Source organism: Mesorhizobium sp. M4B.F.Ca.ET.214.01.1.1 (assembly GCF_004791545.1).
GTDB classification, from domain to species: domain Bacteria; phylum Pseudomonadota; class Alphaproteobacteria; order Rhizobiales; family Rhizobiaceae; genus Mesorhizobium; species Mesorhizobium abyssinicae.
Map to the genome: position 1 here is coordinate 16,447 of NZ_SRUX01000016.1, position 15,034 is coordinate 31,480.

Genomic DNA, 15,034 nt, shown 5'->3' on the forward strand with positions numbered 1-15,034 from the left:
CCCGGTCGGTTTCGCGAAAGCCGATCGCAGCAGTCGTGCGATGGTAGCGGCATGACCGCCGGGAGCCTTGCCATTCGATGCCGCGCAACCAGCCGAGACTGATCCTCGTCCACGAGCCGGAAATGGCTTGTTTCGAGCGGCTTGCCGCTGACGGCCATGCGCCGGAGCGTGCCGCCGAAATCTCGTCCTATCTGGCGCAGTCGACCGATCTGGCGACGGAGTTCGACGCGCTGGCCGCGGCTTGCGACAAACGCGGCCTCGCCTTCGCGCCGGTCGAGTTGGATGAAGCCGCCGGCGTGCTCGCCGGCGCTGATCGGGAGGCCACCCTGGTCTGGACGTTGACCGACGGCGTCGCTTATTTCCGTGGTGGCGCCGCGCCCGCGCTGGCCAGGTTGAACGGGCTGCGGACGATCGGCGCCGATGATTCCGTGTTCGGGCTCTGCCAGGACAAGTTCCGCTCCGGCGCCGTGCTCGGAGCACTCGGGCTGCCGGTGCCGCGGGCCGGCCTGGCGCGGGACGGCAACTGGCTGGTCGAGCCGCCGGCCTCGGAAGCCGGCTGGTTCGTCAAGCCGAACCGGCTCGGTGCCAAGATCGGAATCTGGCCGGATTCGCGCGTCGATGATCTTGGCCATGCGCTGGAGCTTAGCCGGCGTGTCTTTGCCCGCTATCGCGACGATGTCGTCGTCCAGCCCTATGTCGCCGGCCGCAATGTTCGCGCCAGCTTCCTCGGCCTGCAGCCAGACACCGGCGTCGAGGCGCTCGGCATCGCCTTTGTCGAGTCCGGTGGCGATTTCCAGACCATGGCCGACAGCCTGGCGCTCTATGGCGACACCGGCGTGGCCGCGAAGGCGGCTGGAACCTATGCCGAGCCTGAGCTCCAGCCTGTCGCCGCCAGCCAGCCGGCGGCCGATCGGGCGATCCGCGCCATGGCGCAAAAGCTGATCGCCGGGCTTGGCCTGAACGACGTCTTCTCGATCGATCTCAGGCTCGAGGCCGACGACACCGTCCATCTCATCGAGTTCGAGGTCTGCCCCGGCCTGCCCTGCTTCGATTTTCGCGCCTATTGCGCCTCGCAATGGGGGCTGGGCCTCGCCGATGCGATGGCTGAAACCGCGAGGACCCGGCTAGGCTAGACGCCCTCGACCAGAACGATCTCGCCATCGGCCACTTTCTGGCGGATGGCGACGGCGCGCTGGTATTCCGGCGAGTGGTAGCAATCATGCGCCGCGGCTAGCGACGGAAACTCGATGATGACGTTGCGCGCGCGGCCCGCCCCCTCGGCCTTCTCATGCTCGCCGCCGCGCGCCAGGAACTGCGCGCCGAACCGCTCGAAGGCGGGCTTGGCGGCGGCGACATAGTCCTTGTAGCCCTCGGCGTCGCGCACATCGACGCGGGCGATCCAGTATCCCTTTGGCATGCTTCCTCTCCCGGTTGCGGCGTTACGCCGAGCGCATCTCGTCAAGTATCGCTGCGGCCGCCGCGCGCCTGTCGTAGGCGCCGACGATCGGCCGGCCGACCACGAGATGGCTGGAGCCGTTGCGGATCGCCTGGGCCGGCGTCACCACCCGTTTCTGATCGCCGTGGTCGCTGCCCTTGGGCCGTATTCCCGGCGTGACCACGGCCATGTTCGGCCCGACGATCCGGCGCACGGCTTCCGCTTCCTCCGCAGAGCAGACGACGCCGCCCATGCCGGCATGCAGCGCCTGTTCGGCGCGCCGCAGCACCAGCGTGTGCGGATCGTATTCGTAGCCGGCGTCGATCATGTCCTGCTCGTCCATCGAGGTCAGCACGCTGACCGCGAGCAGGCAAAGATCGCTGCCCCTGGCCGCTTCCACCGCTGCCCGCATCGCCTTCGGATAGGAGTGGATGGTCAGCATCGACATGCCCATCCTGACGATGTTCTCGACCCCCTTGGCCACCGTGTTGTCGATGTCGAGCAGCTTCATGTCGAGGAAGATCTTGGTGCCGCCGCTGGCAAGCTCGCGGGCGAAGTCGAGCCCGCCGGCGAAGGCGAGCTGATAGCCGATCTTGTAGAAGGACACAGTGCCGTCAAGCTCGCGCACCGCCTTCTCGGCCTCTTTCAGCGTCGGCACGTCGAGGCCGACGATCAGCCTGTCGCGCATGGTGTCGGCATGTTCGGGAATCATGCCTCGATCCGGCTGGACAGCATGCGCGAGGTTTCGATCAGTGTGCGGCATAGGCGCTCCATCGATTGGCGTAGTCTGTCGTCGCGGAAATGTCCATCCTGGTCGAAGGCGTCGCTGGCGCCCGAGACCGAGCATTCCGGCGTGACCACCTCGACCTGGCAGCGCACCAGTACGGCACGCAGATGATTGATGCAGCGTATGCCGGCGAACTTGCCGTCGGAGGAGGAGCAAAGGCCGGCCGGCTTGCCCGCAAACGGCCTCAACGAGCGGCCGCCGTCGCGGCGTATCCGGCTCACCCAGTCGACGCTGTTCTTGAGCAGCGGCGGGATCGAGCCGTTATATTCCGGCGTTGCGATCAACAGCCCGTCATGGCCGGCGATCAGCCGGCCGAGCCGCATGGCATTCTGCGGAATGCCTTCTTCCTTTTCCAGGTCCTCGTCCATGATCGGCAGCGGATAGTCGCCGAGCGAGATGCGCGTCACCTCGGCGCCCTGCAAGGCAAGCTCTCGCTGCGCCACGTCGGCGGTCCTGCCGCTGAAGGCGCCCGACCGGACCGATCCGGCGAAGACGAGGATTTTCGGGATCACTGGCATTGCCCACCCTTGTTCCCGGACAGGTACAGAAAGGGGGCATTCAAATCAACGGTTGGATGAGGAACCGGGAGTAGGGGAGTAAGGGAGTAGGGCAACAGGGGGAATGTAACGGCTCGATTTCCCTACTCCCCTACTGCCGTACTCCCCTATTCCCTTCTCATCTAATGCGCCTCGCGCCGGTAGATCCACAGCTGCGTCGGCGGAATGTTGCGGATGATGAAATCGAAATGCTTGACCGTGTAGTCGCCACGGCCGGGCGGGATCGGCGACAGCGGACCGTAGGTCAGCTGCACGATCGGCCGGCCGGCGGGGATGCGGTCGAGCAGGCTTTCGATATAGGCGATGCGCTGGGCGACAGGGAAGTTGAGCAGCGGCACGCCGGAGACGACCGAATCGAACACCATGTCTCGCTTGTCGCCGAGCGTCGCGTTGAGATTGAAGGCGTCGCCCTCGATGACGTTGACGCCGGGATAGAGCTGACGCAGATGACGCACGAAATCGGTCGAGTATTCGACGGCGTAGAGATTTTCCGGCTTCACGCCCTGGGCCAGGATGGCTCGCGTTATGACGCCCGTGCCGGGTCCAACCTCGAGCACCGGCAGGCCGGATCTCGGGTTGACGATCGAGGCCATCTTGCGGGCGGTGATGGAACTCGTGGGAACGATCGAGCCGACCGTCTTCGGCTTGTCGATCCAGCCCCTGAAGAACTTCAGCTCGTCGTCGAACTTCTCCGCCAGCGACTTGCGCAATCCGGGACCACGTGCCATGCGAGCTCTCCTCAACGCTCCCCGACCCGCTAATTAGCAGCTAGGTGGGACAAGGCAAGGCGTCAACCTGGCATAAGGTGTTGATGACGCTCGGGAAGCATCCCGGATGCATGCCGTTTCCAACTGTCACCGATCGCCGAACGACTCAAAAAAGTCCTTCATGCGGGCGAAGAAGCCGCTCGACTGGGGCGAATTGTCCTGCGAGGACAACTGCTCGAATTCTTCCAGCAGCTCGCGCTGGCGGCGCGACAGGTTCTGCGGCGTCTCGACCGCGGTCTGGATGTAGAGGTCGCCGACATTGGGCTGGCGCAGCACCGGCATGCCCTTGCCCTTCAGCCGGAACTGGCGGCCGTTCTGCGTGCCTTCCGGCACCTTCACCTTGGTCTGCGTGCCGTCCAGCGTCGTCACCTCGAACGAACCGCCAAGGGCAGCCGTCGTCATCGAGATCGGCACCTTGCAATAGAGATCGGCGCCGTCGCGCTGGAAAAATTCATGCGGCTTGACCGCGAGGAAGATGTAGAGGTCGCCAGACGGACCGCCGCGCAAACCGGCCTCGCCCTCATTGGCAAGCCGGATGCGGGTGCCGTCCTCGATGCCGGCCGGGATGTTGACCGACAGCGAGCGCTCCTCGGTGACGCGGCCCTGTCCGGCGCATTTCGGGCACGGGTCCTTGATCGTCTGGCCGCGGCCCTGGCACTGCGGACAGGTGCGCTCGATCGAGAAGAAGCCCTGCGTTGCGCGCACCTTGCCGTGGCCGTTGCACATCGAGCAGGTCGCCGGCTGGGTGCCCGGCTTGGCGCCGCTGCCCGAGCATTCCGAGCAGGAGATCGAGGCCGGCACGCGGATTTGCGCGGTCTTGCCGGAGAACGCCTCCTCCAGCGAGATTTCCATGTTGTAGCGCAGGTCCGCGCCGCGCTCGCGACCGCCCGACGAGCGCCGCTGGCGGCCGCCCATCATGTCGCCGAAAATATCCTCGAAGATGTCGGCGAAGCCGCCGGCGCCGAAGCCCTGCGCGCCGCCATTCATGCCGCCATGTTCGAAGGCGGCGTGGCCGAAACGGTCATAGGCCGCGCGCTTCTGCGGGTCCTTCAGCGTCTCGTAGGCCTCGTTGATTTCCTTGAACTTGTGCTCGCAGGCGTGGTCGCCGGGATTGCGGTCGGGATGGAACTGCATGGCGAGCTTGCGGAAAGCGCTTTTGAGCTCCTTCTCGTCGGCGCCCTTTTGCACGCCCAGCGTCTCGTAGAAATCAGCTTTCATTTTTTCCCGCAGTCCGGATGCTCAACGTCTTGATGCACTGTTGCGTCGTTTGCCGGCACGTCGTTTCGATTTAGGTGCGATGGTGGCCGGATGCCAGCCTTGACGCGGGTTTGCCCGCGTTTTTTCGGCCGCGCCTAGCACTTTTTCAGCCAGGGTTGCAAAAAAGCCCGGCTTTGCGCCGGGCTTTTCGCTTTATCTGGCGTCAGACGGTTCAGGCCGACTTCTTCTTGTCGTCATCCTCGTCGATTTCCTCGAAGTCGGCATCGACCACGTCCGAGTCCTTGGCGGCGTCCGCCTTGGCGTCGGCCTCGGCCGCTTCCTTCTGCGAGGCTTCGTACATGGCCTGGCCAAGCTTCATCGAAGCTTCGGCGAGCGCCTGCGTCTTGGCCTCGATCTCGGCCGCGTCGTCACCCTCGGTGGCGGTCTTCAGCGCCGCGATCGCATCGGAAATCGCCGTGCGCTCGGTCTCGGAGACCTTGTCGCCATATTCCTTCAGCGACTTCTCGGACGAATGCACAAGCGCCTCGGCCTGGTTGCGGGCCTCGACCACGGCGCGGCGCTTCTTGTCGGCCTCGGCATTGGCCTCGGCATCCTTGACCATCTTCTCGATGTCGGTGTCCGAAAGACCGCCGGACGCCTGGATGCGGATCTGGTGCTCCTTGCCGGTGCCCTTGTCCTTGGCAGAGACGTTGACGATGCCGTTGGCGTCGATGTCGAAGGTGACCTCGATCTGCGGCACGCCGCGCGGCGCCGGCGGGATGCCGACCAGGTCGAACTGGCCGAGCATCTTGTTGTCGGCCGCCATCTCGCGCTCGCCCTGGAAGACGCGGATGGTCACCGCCGACTGACTATCCTCGGCGGTCGAGAACACCTGGCTCTTCTTGGTCGGGATCGTCGTGTTGCGCTCGATCAAGCGGGTGAACACGCCGCCCAGCGTCTCGATGCCGAGCGACAGCGGCGTCACGTCGAGCAGCAGCACGTCCTTGACGTCGCCCTGCAGCACGCCGGCCTGGATGGCGGCGCCGAGCGCCACGACCTCATCGGGGTTGACGCCCTTGTGCGGCTCCTTGCCGAAGAACTGCTTCACGATCTCTTGGATCTTGGGCATGCGGGTCATGCCGCCGACCAGGACGACCTCGTCGATCTCGCCGGCCTTCAGGCCGGCGTCCTTGAGCGCCGCCTTGCAGGGATCGATCGTGCGCTGGACGAGATCCTCGACCAGGCTCTCGAACTTCGCCCGGGTCAGCTTCAGCGTCAGGTGCTTCGGCCCGGTGGCGTCGGCGGTGATGAAGGGCAGGTTGATCTCGGTCTGCGTCGTCGACGACAGCTCGATCTTGGCCTTCTCGGCCGCCTCCTTCAGGCGCTGCAAGGCAAGCTTGTCGGCCTTCAGGTCGATGCCCTGTTCCTTCTTGAACTCGGCCGCCAGGTACTCGACCAGGCGCATGTCGAAATCCTCGCCGCCGAGGAAGGTGTCGCCATTGGTCGACTTCACCTCGAAGACGCCGTCGCCGATCTCGAGCACGGAAATGTCGAAGGTGCCGCCGCCAAGGTCATAGACGGCGATGGTCTTGCCGTCCTTCTTGTCGAGGCCGTAGGCAAGGGCTGCCGCGGTCGGCTCGTTGATGATGCGCAGCACCTCGAGGCCGGCGATCTTGCCGGCGTCCTTGGTTGCCTGGCGCTGGGCGTCGTTGAAATAGGCCGGAACGGTGATGACCGCCTTCTCGACCTTCTCGCCGAGATAGGCTTCCGCCGTCTCCTTCATTTTCTGCAGGATCATGGCCGAGATCTGCGACGGCGACTGCTTCTTGCCGCCGGCCTCGACCCAGGCATCGCCATTGTCGCCCTTGACGATCTTGTAGGGGACAAGCTTCTTGTCCTTCTCCGTCACCGGATCGTCATAGCGGCGGCCGATCAGGCGCTTGACCGCGAAGATGGTGTTTTCAGGATTGGTGACCGCCTGGCGCTTGGCCGGCTGGCCGACGAGGCGCTCGCCGTCGCCGCTGATGGCGACGATGGAAGGGGTCGTGCGCGCGCCTTCCGCATTCTCGATGACCTTCGGCTCCTTGCCGTCCATGATGGCGATACAGGAGTTGGTCGTTCCCAGATCGATACCGATTACTTTTGCCATTGTTCTAGTCTCTCCGCTAAGCAGGCTCTCAGGACCCGTGAAGGCGTTCCGACAAAGCCCCTGTTCACAAGAAATCCCGTTCCGGCAACCGGCTTTCCGGCGCCGAACGGCTTGGCGCGTATATAAGAACAGGCCGGACGGCGCGCAAGCATTCTGCGCAAGGCGTCCACTATCGCGGTCCACGGCAGGGAAAAGGCCTAAATCACGCGTACCGCAGCCGATTTGCCGCCGGACATGGCCAAACTTGCCGAATCCGAGGCGGGCAAAAACGTCGCAGCCGCCGCAATCAGCGCCCGAATGCCTCGACGCAGAGTGCCTGCAGCTTCGGGAAGATCGCCTTTCCACCGGCGATCACCTTCGTCCCCTGGCCGATGACGGTTGCCGGATCAGGTTTGAGCACCGTGCCGCCGGCTTCCTCGACCAGCAGCATGCCGGCCAGGCAGTCCCAGGCGTTCATGTGCTCCTCGACATAGCCGAGCAGCCGGCCGGAGGCGGCATAGGCGAGCATCAGCGCGCCCGACGCGTTGCGGTAGAAGACGCCGCCTTCCGCCATGATGGCGCGGATGAGCACGGCGACATGCTCGGTGTTGGCCCGGTTCGACAGCCCGGTTCCGACCGAACCTTCCGTGAGGCTCGCAGCCTTGCTCGCCGTGATCGGCCTGCCGTTGACGAAGGCGCCGCCGCCGCGATGGCCGTGGAAGGTCTCGCCAGTCGAGGGCTCGTGGATGACGCCGACGACCGTCTCTCCGTTACTGGCGCAGGCGATCACCACGCACCAGGCCGGAATGCCGCGCACGAAATTGGCGGTGCCGTCGATCGGGTCGATCACCCAGACATGGCCTGTCTTGGCCGCGACCGCTGCATGTTCCTCGCCGACGATGCCGTCCTGCGGATAGGCGTCGGCGATCGCGGCGCGGATGAACAGCTCGACCTCGCGGTCGCCGTCCGAGACCAGGTCCTGATGGCCCTTGCTCTCGATGGTCAGGTTTTCCAGGTCGCGGAAATATTTGAGCCCGAGCTCGCCGGCGCGTCGCGCGAGGTCGATGGCAAAGAGCGTTCGCGCGTCGAGGTCATTTGTCACAGGCGTGCTCGCGGTCGGGATGGGTGGTCCGCCATAGCAAAAGCCGTTGCCCGGCAAAAGCAGCAAAAGCGCCTTGTCGGACTCAGGCCGCCTGCGACAGCGATTTGTGGACGTCGGCAAGGATCTCGAACGAGCGCACCCTGGCCGCATGGTCGAAGATTTGCGCCGTCACCATCAGCTCGTCGGCGCCGGTGCGCCGCACGAAGGCGTCGATGCCTTGCCGCACCGTTTCCGGCGACCCGACCACGGCGCAGGACAGCGCATGGCCGAGCATGGCTTTCGCCATCGGGTCCAGCGTCTGCTCGTAGCCCTCGACCGGCGGCGGCAGCCGGCCGGGCCGGCCGGTGCGCAGATTGACGAAGGCCTGCTGCAGCGAGGTGAACAAAAGCCGCGCCTCGGCATCGGTCGGCGCGGCAAAGACGTTGAGGCCGAGCATGACATAGGGCCTGTCGAGCTCAGCCGACGGCTGGAAGCGCGAGCGGTAGACTTCCAGCGCATGGTCGAGCTCGGCCGGCGCGAAATGCGAGGCGAAGGCGTAAGGAAGGCCGAGCAGCGCGGCGAGCTGCGCGCCGTAAAGGCTGGAGCCGAGGATCCAGACCGGCACTTTCTGGCCTTCGCCGGGCACGGCGCGGATGCGCTGGCCTTCCGCGGCCGGCTGGAAATAGCCCATCAGCTCGACGACATCCTGCGGGAAATTATCGCTGGCTTCCATATTGCGGCGCAGCGCCCGCGCCGTCGCCATGTCGGTGCCGGGCGCGCGGCCGAGCCCGAGGTCGATGCGGCCGGGAAATAGCGCCGCCAGCGTGCCGAACTGTTCGGCGATGACCAGCGGCGCATGGTTGGGCAGCATGATGCCGCCGGCGCCGACGCGGATCGTCCTGGTGCCGCCGGCGACATGGGCGATGACCACCGAAGTCGCGGCACTGGCGATGCCCGGCATGTTATGATGCTCGGCCAGCCAGTAACGCCGGTAGCCGAGGCGCTCGGCATGGCGGGCGAGGTCGAGCGAGTTCGCCAGCGAGCGCGAGGCATCGCTGCCTTCGGCGATCGGCGACAGGTCGAGTACGGACAGGGCGGTCATTTCTCAGCGCTCCACGATGTTCTTTTCCCGCACCTTGGCCGCGAAGGCGGGCCGGTCGGGGATGACGATGCCGAGCTGGTCTTCCAGCACACCGGCGAGCTCCGCCGCTGTCGCGATCTCCCGCTGCTCGGTGCGGCCGCCGAGATGATGCGTCGACAGCCGGTTGTTTCGCAGCGCATAGCGCCGGTCGGGCAGGGCGCGCGCCGCGATCACCGAGGACAGGAAATGCGAGCTCGGATGCGTCGACAGGAAGTGGTTGCTGACCGCATAGTCGACCGCGTAGGCCGGCTGCGTGTCGAAGCGATAGATGCTGCGCCAGTCGCCGCCGATCTGCGCCTGCAGGCGGAAATGATCCTCCGTCTCGACGAGGCGGAAGGGTTCATGCGGTGTCTGCTGCTCAGGTCCGGCTTCGAGCAGCAGCGGCGCCGTCAGCGTCAATCCGCCGAAGCCGACATCGGCGAGATAGGTATGGCCGTCGAATTCCACCCTGAGCAGCATGTGGCTGCGCGCGGTGATGGCGTCGTCCGGCTGGCCCCACAGCACCCGCGCGGCGAGGCCGCTTACCTCGAAGCCGAGCGCCGTCAGCGCATGCATGAAGAGCAGATTGTGCTCGTAGCAATAGCCGCCGCGGCCGTGCGTGAAGATCTTGTCCTGCAGCGAGGCGAGGTCGAGCTTGCGCGCATGGCCGAGGAACGGATCGAGATTCTCGAACGCGATCGCTTGCGGATGCTGCCGGTGCAGCGCCTTCAGCGTCGCCAGCGAGGCCTCGGTCGGGCCGCGATAGAAGATGCGGGCGAAATAGGCATCGAGGTCGAAGGAGGCGTCGGTCATGAAGGAGGTCCGGCTTTGACCGGCTCGATATAGGCACTCGCTCCGGGTCCGACAAACAGGCGCGGCAACAATTGCCGGGCCGAGTCAGGTGCGGACCTTGCCGTTCTGCTCGGCCGTATCCTCATCGACGACGAGGCTGTGCTGTGCCGCCAGGAAATTGCCGACATGGCTCAGCCCTTCGAAATGGTCGCAGAAGACCTTGACGACGACCAGCAGCGGCACCGCCATCAGCGCGCCGACAAAACCCCACAGCCACGACCAGAAGGCAATGGCGATGAAGATCGCCACCGCGTTGATCTCCAGCCGCCTGCCGACCACCAGCGGCGTCACGAACTGGCCCTCGACGATGTCGCACAGCAGCACGAAGGCCGGCGCCAGCAGCGCAAAGGAGATCGAGTCGAAGCTGATCAGCGCGATGACGGTGACAAGTATGATCGTCATCAACGCGCCGACATAGGGCAGGAAATTGAGCAAGGCGGCGGCCGCGCCCCAGACCATTGGGTTGGGCATTCCGAGCCCCCACAGGCCAAGGCCAATCACCGTGCCGAGGCCTGCATTGATGATGGTGACCGTGAGCAGGTAATGCGAAATCTCGCGCTCGACGTCGTAGACGACGCGCAGCGCCCGCTTCTTCTCGCTGAGGCTGGCGAAGGACTGGATGATCTTCTCGTAGAACATCGTGCCGGAGGCGAGCAGGAACAGCGACAGCACGAAGACGATGGTGATGCCGGTGCCCGCCGACAGGATGTTGCCGGCGGCGGAAGACAACATGCCGGACTGCGCCACCGCGACCTTCTGCACGTCGGGCTCCTGTGACGTCTGGGTCAGGCCTTCCAGCTGGTGCGAGATCTGCATGATCTTCTCGAACGGCTGCCTGAGTTGGGCCAGGCGCTCGGTGAGCTGCATGCCGATCGTGGACGCGTTGTTGATGAGCTCGATCACCGGGCCGCTGAGCAGATAGCCGGCGCCGGCGACGAAGATCAGCGACAGCAGCACCAGGAGCGTCGCCGACAGCGCGTCGGGCACGCCGTGCTGGCGCAGGAAGCGCACGATCGGCGTCAGCGTCAGCGCCAGCAGGAAGGCTAGGATCACCGGCATGAAGAAGGCGCGGCCGAAGTAGAGCGCATAGACCGCCATCAGGATGAAGATGCCGATGAGCAGCGACCGTATCAAATGCGTATCCGCGCGTATGTCTTCGCGCGGATCAGGCGTCCCGGTGGCGCCGGTGCCCGAAGCGGTCGGTTCGGCCTTCATCGTTTCCCTCGGGCACGCCGCAAATGATGATGCGGCTTCCTCGCGAAAACGTGCTTCCGGCGGCAAAGTTCCGTTAGCCGGCAATGACTTCGGCCGGACAGGAAATGCGCCGACGGCGAAGATGGAGCCGCGGCTTCGGCGTTGGAGCGCGTCCGGCCGGCGGTCAGGCGACGGGTTCGGCTGGTGCTGCCTTCGCCGTTTCCTTGCGCACGATCGGCGCCACCCTGGTGCCGTAGAGCTCGATCGCCTTCATGACCTTTGCGTGCGGCATGGTGCCGATCGCCATCTGCAGCAGGAAGCGGTCATTGCCGAAGATCATGTGCTGGGCGACGATCTTCTCCGCCACCTGTTCGGGATTGCCGACGAACAAGGCGCCGTTCGGGCCGCGCGACTGGTCGAAATGCGCCCGCGACGTCGGCCCCCAGCCGCGCTCGCGGCCGATGCGGTTCATCACCTCGGCCTGCGGCGTGTAGAAATCGTCCGCAGCCTTCTCGGTGGTCTCGGCGATGAAACCGTGCACGTTGAGGCTGGTGGCGAGGCTTGCCGGATCGTTGCCGGCCCGTCTGGCGGCCTGGCGATAGACCTCGAACAGCGGCGCGAAGCGCGCCGGCTCGCCGCCGATGATGGCGAGCGCCAGCGGCAGGCCGAGCGCGCCGGCGCGGGCCGCGGACTGCGGCGTCCCGCCAATGGCGATCCAGACCGGCAGTTTCTCCTGGAACGGGCGCGGATAGACGCCACGGCCGTTGATCGGCGCGCGCAGGCGTCCTTGCCACGTCACCTTGACCTGATCGCGGATGGCAAGCAGCAGGTCGAGCTTCTCGGCGAACAGCTCGTCATAGTCTTCCAGATTGAAGCCGAACAGCGGGAAGGATTCGATGAAGGAGCCGCGCCCGGCCATGATCTCGGCGCGGCCGCCGGAAAGCAGGTCGAGCGTCGCGAACTGCTGGAAGACGCGCACCGGATCGTCGGAGGAGAGCACGGTGACCGCGCTGGTCAGCTTGATGCGCCTGGTGCGCTCGGCCGCCGCGGCCAGCGCCACGACCGGCGCCGACGCGGCATAGTCGGGGCGGTGATGCTCGCCCAGCCCGAACACGTCGAGGCCGACCTGGTCGGCCAGCTCGATCTCCTCGATCAGATTGCGCAGCCGCTCATGCGGGCCGATGGCGCCCGGCCCGGACTCGGGGCTGACGTCAGCGAAAGTGTAGAGACCGAGTTCCATGCCGTGCCATCCTGATGCCTTGTTTCGATGTTTGTGCGTCGCGCTGGAGATAGCGATCCGCCCGCCGCGCCGCCAGAGGCGCGGACTGTGAACACTGCATGTCGGTTTTCGCGCAGGACTGTGACGTCTCCCAGTTGCAACAGCCCAGAATTTCATGGCTGGCATACCGTTTTGGCGCTTGAACTATCGGTTTTCGCGCGTATGTAAGCGTCGCGAATTGACTTCAGGGAAGTGGACTTGGCTATCTACAGGGAAAAAGACATTTTCGAGCGGCGCAATGCCGCGAACGAGGCAAAGAAGGCGCTCCTGGAGCGCTTCAAGTCAAAGCCGGCCGCGGACGATCCCGCGGTGCTGGCGCGACAGGCCGAACGCAAGGCGATCCTCGAGGCGCGCGCGATACGCGAAGCCGAAAAGGCCAGGGTGAAGCAGGAAAAGCTGGCCCGCGAAGCGGCTGAAAAGGCCGAGCGCGAGGCAGCTGCCGAAGCGGCGCGCATTGCCGCCGAAGAGGCGGCTGCGGCGGAGGCCAAGATCCGCGAAGCCGAAGAGAACGATCGCATTTCGCGCGTGCTCGCCGACGAGGCCGAACGCAAGGCCAAGCGCGATGCGCGCTATGCCGCGCGCAAGGCGCGTGTCGGCCGGACGCCTCCGGGTTTCTCGGCCCGCTAACAGCGGTTTCGTTCGAAGAACAGGTTCAGGGTCGCCAGGGGCGGCCCCGAACGCGTTTGTCTCGCGGCAAACATCAGGCCACCAGCTTCAGGCCGGCGATGCCGCAGACGATGAGGCCGATGCAGGCAAGCCGAACCACGGTCGCCGGCTCGCCGAGCAGCCAGATGCCGAGCAGCGCGGTGCCGACGGTGCCGATGCCGGTCCACACCGCATAGGCGGTGCCGACGGGCAGCTCCTTCAACGCCAGGCCGAGCAGGCCGAGGCTGACGATCATCGAGGCGACGGTCAGCACCGTCGGCACCAGCTTCGAGAAGCCGTCAGTGTATTTCAGGCCGATCGCCCATCCGATCTCGAACAGGCCGGCGAAAAACAGATAAATCCACGACATCGGCAACGCTCCATTCGCTGCGTGCCCTCACGGCGCACGATCTTGCGAAACCGGCGCGCGGTGCAGCACTTTCAAGCCCGGGTCGTCCCGGCCGGGTTTTGGGAGGAGCGAGGTCGTCCTCGCCACGCTGATATAGGCGGTCCTCGGCCCCAATCAACAAAACACCGGCAGCATGGCTCCATGCCGCCGGTTGAAAATCCGCGCCGGGACGGATCAGCCGAGGCCTATTTGTCCTTGAGCCGCGTCGCCTTGACCGGCGGCGCCTTAAGGGCCGGGGCCGCGGCGGGCTTCTTCGCGTCCTTCTTTGGCTTACGGGCTTCCTTGCCCGCCTTCATCGCACCTTTAGCCATGATTCGTTCCTCCGATTGTGGGCAACGAAGTGAAACAAGAGAAAAGCCGGACTGCAAGAGGACATTGTCGGACGCGCGCAGCGGCCTGGCCGCTGTCAACCGGTTTTCGCCGGCGAATCGCCTGAGGAGCTCCGACGGCCCGATCGTTATTGCGCGTCATGACGAAACGGATTCGGGCGTCGCGCTTTAAGTCTTTGTCTTGATGCGTTCCCCCAAAACCGCGGCGCGATTTTGGACGACATGCATTAAGCTCCAGGCGTCAACCGGGACTTAGCGGCATGGCAGGGCATGGCGGATCGAAAAAGGTCATCTACGCGGCGCTTGCCGGCAATCTGGCGATCGCGCTGACCAAATTCGCCGCCGCGGCCTTCACCGGCAGTTCGGCGATGCTTTCGGAAGGCGTGCATTCGCTGGTCGACACCGGCAATGGCGGCCTGCTGCTCTACGGCATGCATCGCGCCGCCCGCCCGCCCGACCGCAGCCATCCGCTCGGCCATGGCCGTGAGCTCTATTTCTGGAGCTTCATCGTCGCCCTCCTCGTCTTCGCGCTTGGCGCCGGCGTGTCGTTCTACGAAGGCGTGGTGCACATCATGGCGCCGGAGCCGGTCGCCAATGTCAGGGTCAACTATGTCGTGCTCGGCCTCTCCTTCCTGTTCGAGGGCAGTTCCTGGTATGTGGCGCTGACCGCATTCCGCCGCGAGAAGGGCGGACTGGGCTGGTTCGAGGCGGTCCGGCTCAGCAAGGATCCGAGCGTCTATACGGTGCTGTTCGAGGACAGCGCGGCACTGCTTGGCCTGATCGTCGCCTTTGCCGGCATATTGGCGGCGGAAGTCTTTGCCATGCCCGAGCTCGACGGCGCCGCCTCGGTCGGCATCGCGCTGATCCTCGGTTCGACCGCGATCTTCCTGGCGCGCGAAAGCAAGGGCCTGCTCATCGGCGAGCCGGCATCGCCGGAGGTGCAGAAGAAGGTGCTTGCCATTGTGCAGCGGGATCCGGCGGTGCAGCGGGCGAACGGCGTTCTCACCGTCCACATGGGACCGCAAGAGATCGTCGCCGGTCTGAGCGTCGAGTTCGAAGACCATCTGACGGCGCCCGAGATCGAGGCCTGCGTGGAGCGGCTGGAAGCGCGGCTGAAAACCGAGATGCCGGAGATCACCCGGCTGTTCGTCAAGCCACAAACCACCGGGACCTGGGTACGCCGCCGCAAGCTGATCGACGCTGCCTCCGATCCGGCTTTGGACTAGCGCTGCGCTGTTGCCTCGCGGCCTTGTC

16 protein-coding genes are annotated in these 15,034 nt (G+C 65.4%); 3 read left to right on the forward strand and 13 right to left on the reverse strand.

Annotated elements, in window-relative coordinates; translation table 11 throughout:
• The first annotated feature begins 77 nt into the window (after nucleotides 1–77).
• Nucleotides 78–1,133 carry a D-alanine:D-lactate ligase-like protein gene (locus EN857_RS26640; RefSeq protein ID WP_135859353.1) on the forward strand — a complete coding sequence of 352 codons (1,056 nt, stop codon included), beginning with the start codon at nucleotides 78–80 and terminating at the stop codon, nucleotides 1,131–1,133.
• Here EN857_RS26640 and EN857_RS26645 read toward each other — a convergent pair.
• The 11 genes from EN857_RS26645 to EN857_RS26695 all read right to left on the reverse strand — a co-directional run bounded on the left by EN857_RS26645 (nucleotide 1,130) and on the right by EN857_RS26695 (nucleotide 12,358).
• Entirely contained in the window at nucleotides 1,130–1,417 is a 288-nt protein-coding gene (locus EN857_RS26645) for a DUF1330 domain-containing protein (RefSeq protein ID WP_135859354.1), read from the reverse strand. The genes EN857_RS26640 and EN857_RS26645 overlap by 4 nt on opposite strands.
• Before the next feature lie 22 nt (nucleotides 1,418–1,439).
• Nucleotides 1,440–2,147, reverse strand: coding sequence for an orotidine-5'-phosphate decarboxylase (pyrF, locus tag EN857_RS26650; protein WP_135859355.1), 708 nt, complete (start codon nucleotides 2,145–2,147; stop codon nucleotides 1,440–1,442).
• Nucleotides 2,144–2,740 (reverse strand): NADPH-dependent FMN reductase, encoded by a 597-nt coding sequence (locus EN857_RS26655; protein ID WP_135859356.1) that lies wholly within the window; start codon nucleotides 2,738–2,740, stop codon nucleotides 2,144–2,146. The genes pyrF and EN857_RS26655 overlap by 4 nt, the downstream gene beginning before the upstream one ends.
• Before the next feature lie 161 nt (nucleotides 2,741–2,901).
• Nucleotides 2,902–3,507, reverse strand: a complete 606-nt coding sequence (gene pmtA / locus EN857_RS26660) for a phospholipid N-methyltransferase PmtA (protein WP_127285098.1) — start codon at nucleotides 3,505–3,507, stop codon at nucleotides 2,902–2,904.
• Nucleotides 3,508–3,633: 126 nt separating this feature from the next.
• Nucleotides 3,634–4,764 carry a molecular chaperone DnaJ gene (dnaJ, locus tag EN857_RS26665; RefSeq protein WP_127285099.1) on the reverse strand — a complete coding sequence of 377 codons (1,131 nt, stop codon included), beginning with the start codon at nucleotides 4,762–4,764 and terminating at the stop codon, nucleotides 3,634–3,636.
• Between the two features lie 211 nt (nucleotides 4,765–4,975).
• A complete protein-coding gene (gene dnaK / locus EN857_RS26670; protein WP_127285100.1) occupies nucleotides 4,976–6,892 on the reverse strand; it encodes a molecular chaperone DnaK in 1,917 nt (638 codons plus the stop codon).
• A gap of 286 nt (nucleotides 6,893–7,178) precedes the next feature.
• Nucleotides 7,179–7,973, reverse strand: a complete 795-nt coding sequence (locus tag EN857_RS26675; protein ID WP_135859357.1) for an inositol monophosphatase family protein — start codon at nucleotides 7,971–7,973, stop codon at nucleotides 7,179–7,181.
• Nucleotides 7,974–8,055: 82 nt separating this feature from the next.
• On the reverse strand, nucleotides 8,056–9,054 hold the full coding sequence (locus EN857_RS26680) for an LLM class flavin-dependent oxidoreductase (protein WP_135859358.1): 999 nt from the start codon (nucleotides 9,052–9,054) through the stop codon (nucleotides 8,056–8,058).
• Between the two features lie 3 nt (nucleotides 9,055–9,057).
• Nucleotides 9,058–9,885: an arylamine N-acetyltransferase gene (locus EN857_RS26685; RefSeq protein WP_135859359.1), complete on the reverse strand. Its 828-nt coding sequence runs from the start codon at nucleotides 9,883–9,885 to the stop codon at nucleotides 9,058–9,060.
• Between the two features lie 84 nt (nucleotides 9,886–9,969).
• Nucleotides 9,970–11,139 (reverse strand): AI-2E family transporter, encoded by a 1,170-nt coding sequence (locus EN857_RS26690; RefSeq protein WP_135859360.1) that lies wholly within the window; start codon nucleotides 11,137–11,139, stop codon nucleotides 9,970–9,972.
• Between the two features lie 163 nt (nucleotides 11,140–11,302).
• Nucleotides 11,303–12,358: an LLM class flavin-dependent oxidoreductase gene (locus EN857_RS26695; RefSeq protein WP_135859361.1), complete on the reverse strand. Its 1,056-nt coding sequence runs from the start codon at nucleotides 12,356–12,358 to the stop codon at nucleotides 11,303–11,305.
• Between the two features lie 237 nt (nucleotides 12,359–12,595).
• Here EN857_RS26695 and EN857_RS26700 point away from each other — a divergent pair, with 237 nt between their 5' ends.
• Nucleotides 12,596–13,024: a DUF6481 family protein gene (locus EN857_RS26700; protein ID WP_135859362.1), complete on the forward strand. Its 429-nt coding sequence runs from the start codon at nucleotides 12,596–12,598 to the stop codon at nucleotides 13,022–13,024.
• A gap of 73 nt (nucleotides 13,025–13,097) precedes the next feature.
• Here the strand turns inward: EN857_RS26700 and sugE are convergent, their stop codons facing one another.
• A complete protein-coding gene (gene sugE / locus EN857_RS26705) occupies nucleotides 13,098–13,412 on the reverse strand; it encodes a quaternary ammonium compound efflux SMR transporter SugE (RefSeq protein ID WP_127392744.1) in 315 nt (104 codons plus the stop codon).
• Between the two features lie 224 nt (nucleotides 13,413–13,636).
• Nucleotides 13,637–13,762 carry a hypothetical protein gene (locus tag EN857_RS36225; RefSeq protein ID WP_126059281.1) on the reverse strand — a complete coding sequence of 42 codons (126 nt, stop codon included), beginning with the start codon at nucleotides 13,760–13,762 and terminating at the stop codon, nucleotides 13,637–13,639.
• Nucleotides 13,763–14,040: 278 nt separating this feature from the next.
• Between EN857_RS36225 and EN857_RS26715 the strand changes: the two genes are divergently transcribed.
• Nucleotides 14,041–15,006, forward strand: a complete 966-nt coding sequence (locus EN857_RS26715; protein ID WP_127284671.1) for a cation diffusion facilitator family transporter — start codon at nucleotides 14,041–14,043, stop codon at nucleotides 15,004–15,006.
• Nucleotides 15,007–15,034 lie beyond the last annotated feature (28 nt).

Coding starts and splice junctions, on each gene's coding strand:
- pyrF (WP_135859355.1), bottom strand. CDS start 2,147: ATGATTCCCGAACATGCCGACACCATGCGCGACAGGCTGATCGTCGGC.
- pmtA (WP_127285098.1), bottom strand. CDS start 3,507: ATGGCACGTGGTCCCGGATTGCGCAAGTCGCTGGCGGAGAAGTTCGAC.
- EN857_RS26695 (WP_135859361.1), bottom strand. CDS start 12,358: ATGGAACTCGGTCTCTACACTTTCGCTGACGTCAGCCCCGAGTCCGGG.
- EN857_RS26640 (WP_135859353.1), top strand. CDS start 78: ATGCCGCGCAACCAGCCGAGACTGATCCTCGTCCACGAGCCGGAAATG.
- EN857_RS26690 (WP_135859360.1), bottom strand. CDS start 11,139: ATGAAGGCCGAACCGACCGCTTCGGGCACCGGCGCCACCGGGACGCCT.
- EN857_RS26655 (WP_135859356.1), bottom strand. CDS start 2,740: ATGCCAGTGATCCCGAAAATCCTCGTCTTCGCCGGATCGGTCCGGTCG.
- EN857_RS36225 (WP_126059281.1), bottom strand. CDS start 13,762: ATGGCTAAAGGTGCGATGAAGGCGGGCAAGGAAGCCCGTAAGCCAAAG.
- EN857_RS26685 (WP_135859359.1), bottom strand. CDS start 9,885: ATGACCGACGCCTCCTTCGACCTCGATGCCTATTTCGCCCGCATCTTC.
- sugE (WP_127392744.1), bottom strand. CDS start 13,412: ATGTCGTGGATTTATCTGTTTTTCGCCGGCCTGTTCGAGATCGGATGG.
- EN857_RS26680 (WP_135859358.1), bottom strand. CDS start 9,054: ATGACCGCCCTGTCCGTACTCGACCTGTCGCCGATCGCCGAAGGCAGC.
- dnaK (WP_127285100.1), bottom strand. CDS start 6,892: ATGGCAAAAGTAATCGGTATCGATCTGGGAACGACCAACTCCTGTATC.
- EN857_RS26715 (WP_127284671.1), top strand. CDS start 14,041: ATGGCAGGGCATGGCGGATCGAAAAAGGTCATCTACGCGGCGCTTGCC.
- dnaJ (WP_127285099.1), bottom strand. CDS start 4,764: ATGAAAGCTGATTTCTACGAGACGCTGGGCGTGCAAAAGGGCGCCGAC.
- EN857_RS26645 (WP_135859354.1), bottom strand. CDS start 1,417: ATGCCAAAGGGATACTGGATCGCCCGCGTCGATGTGCGCGACGCCGAG.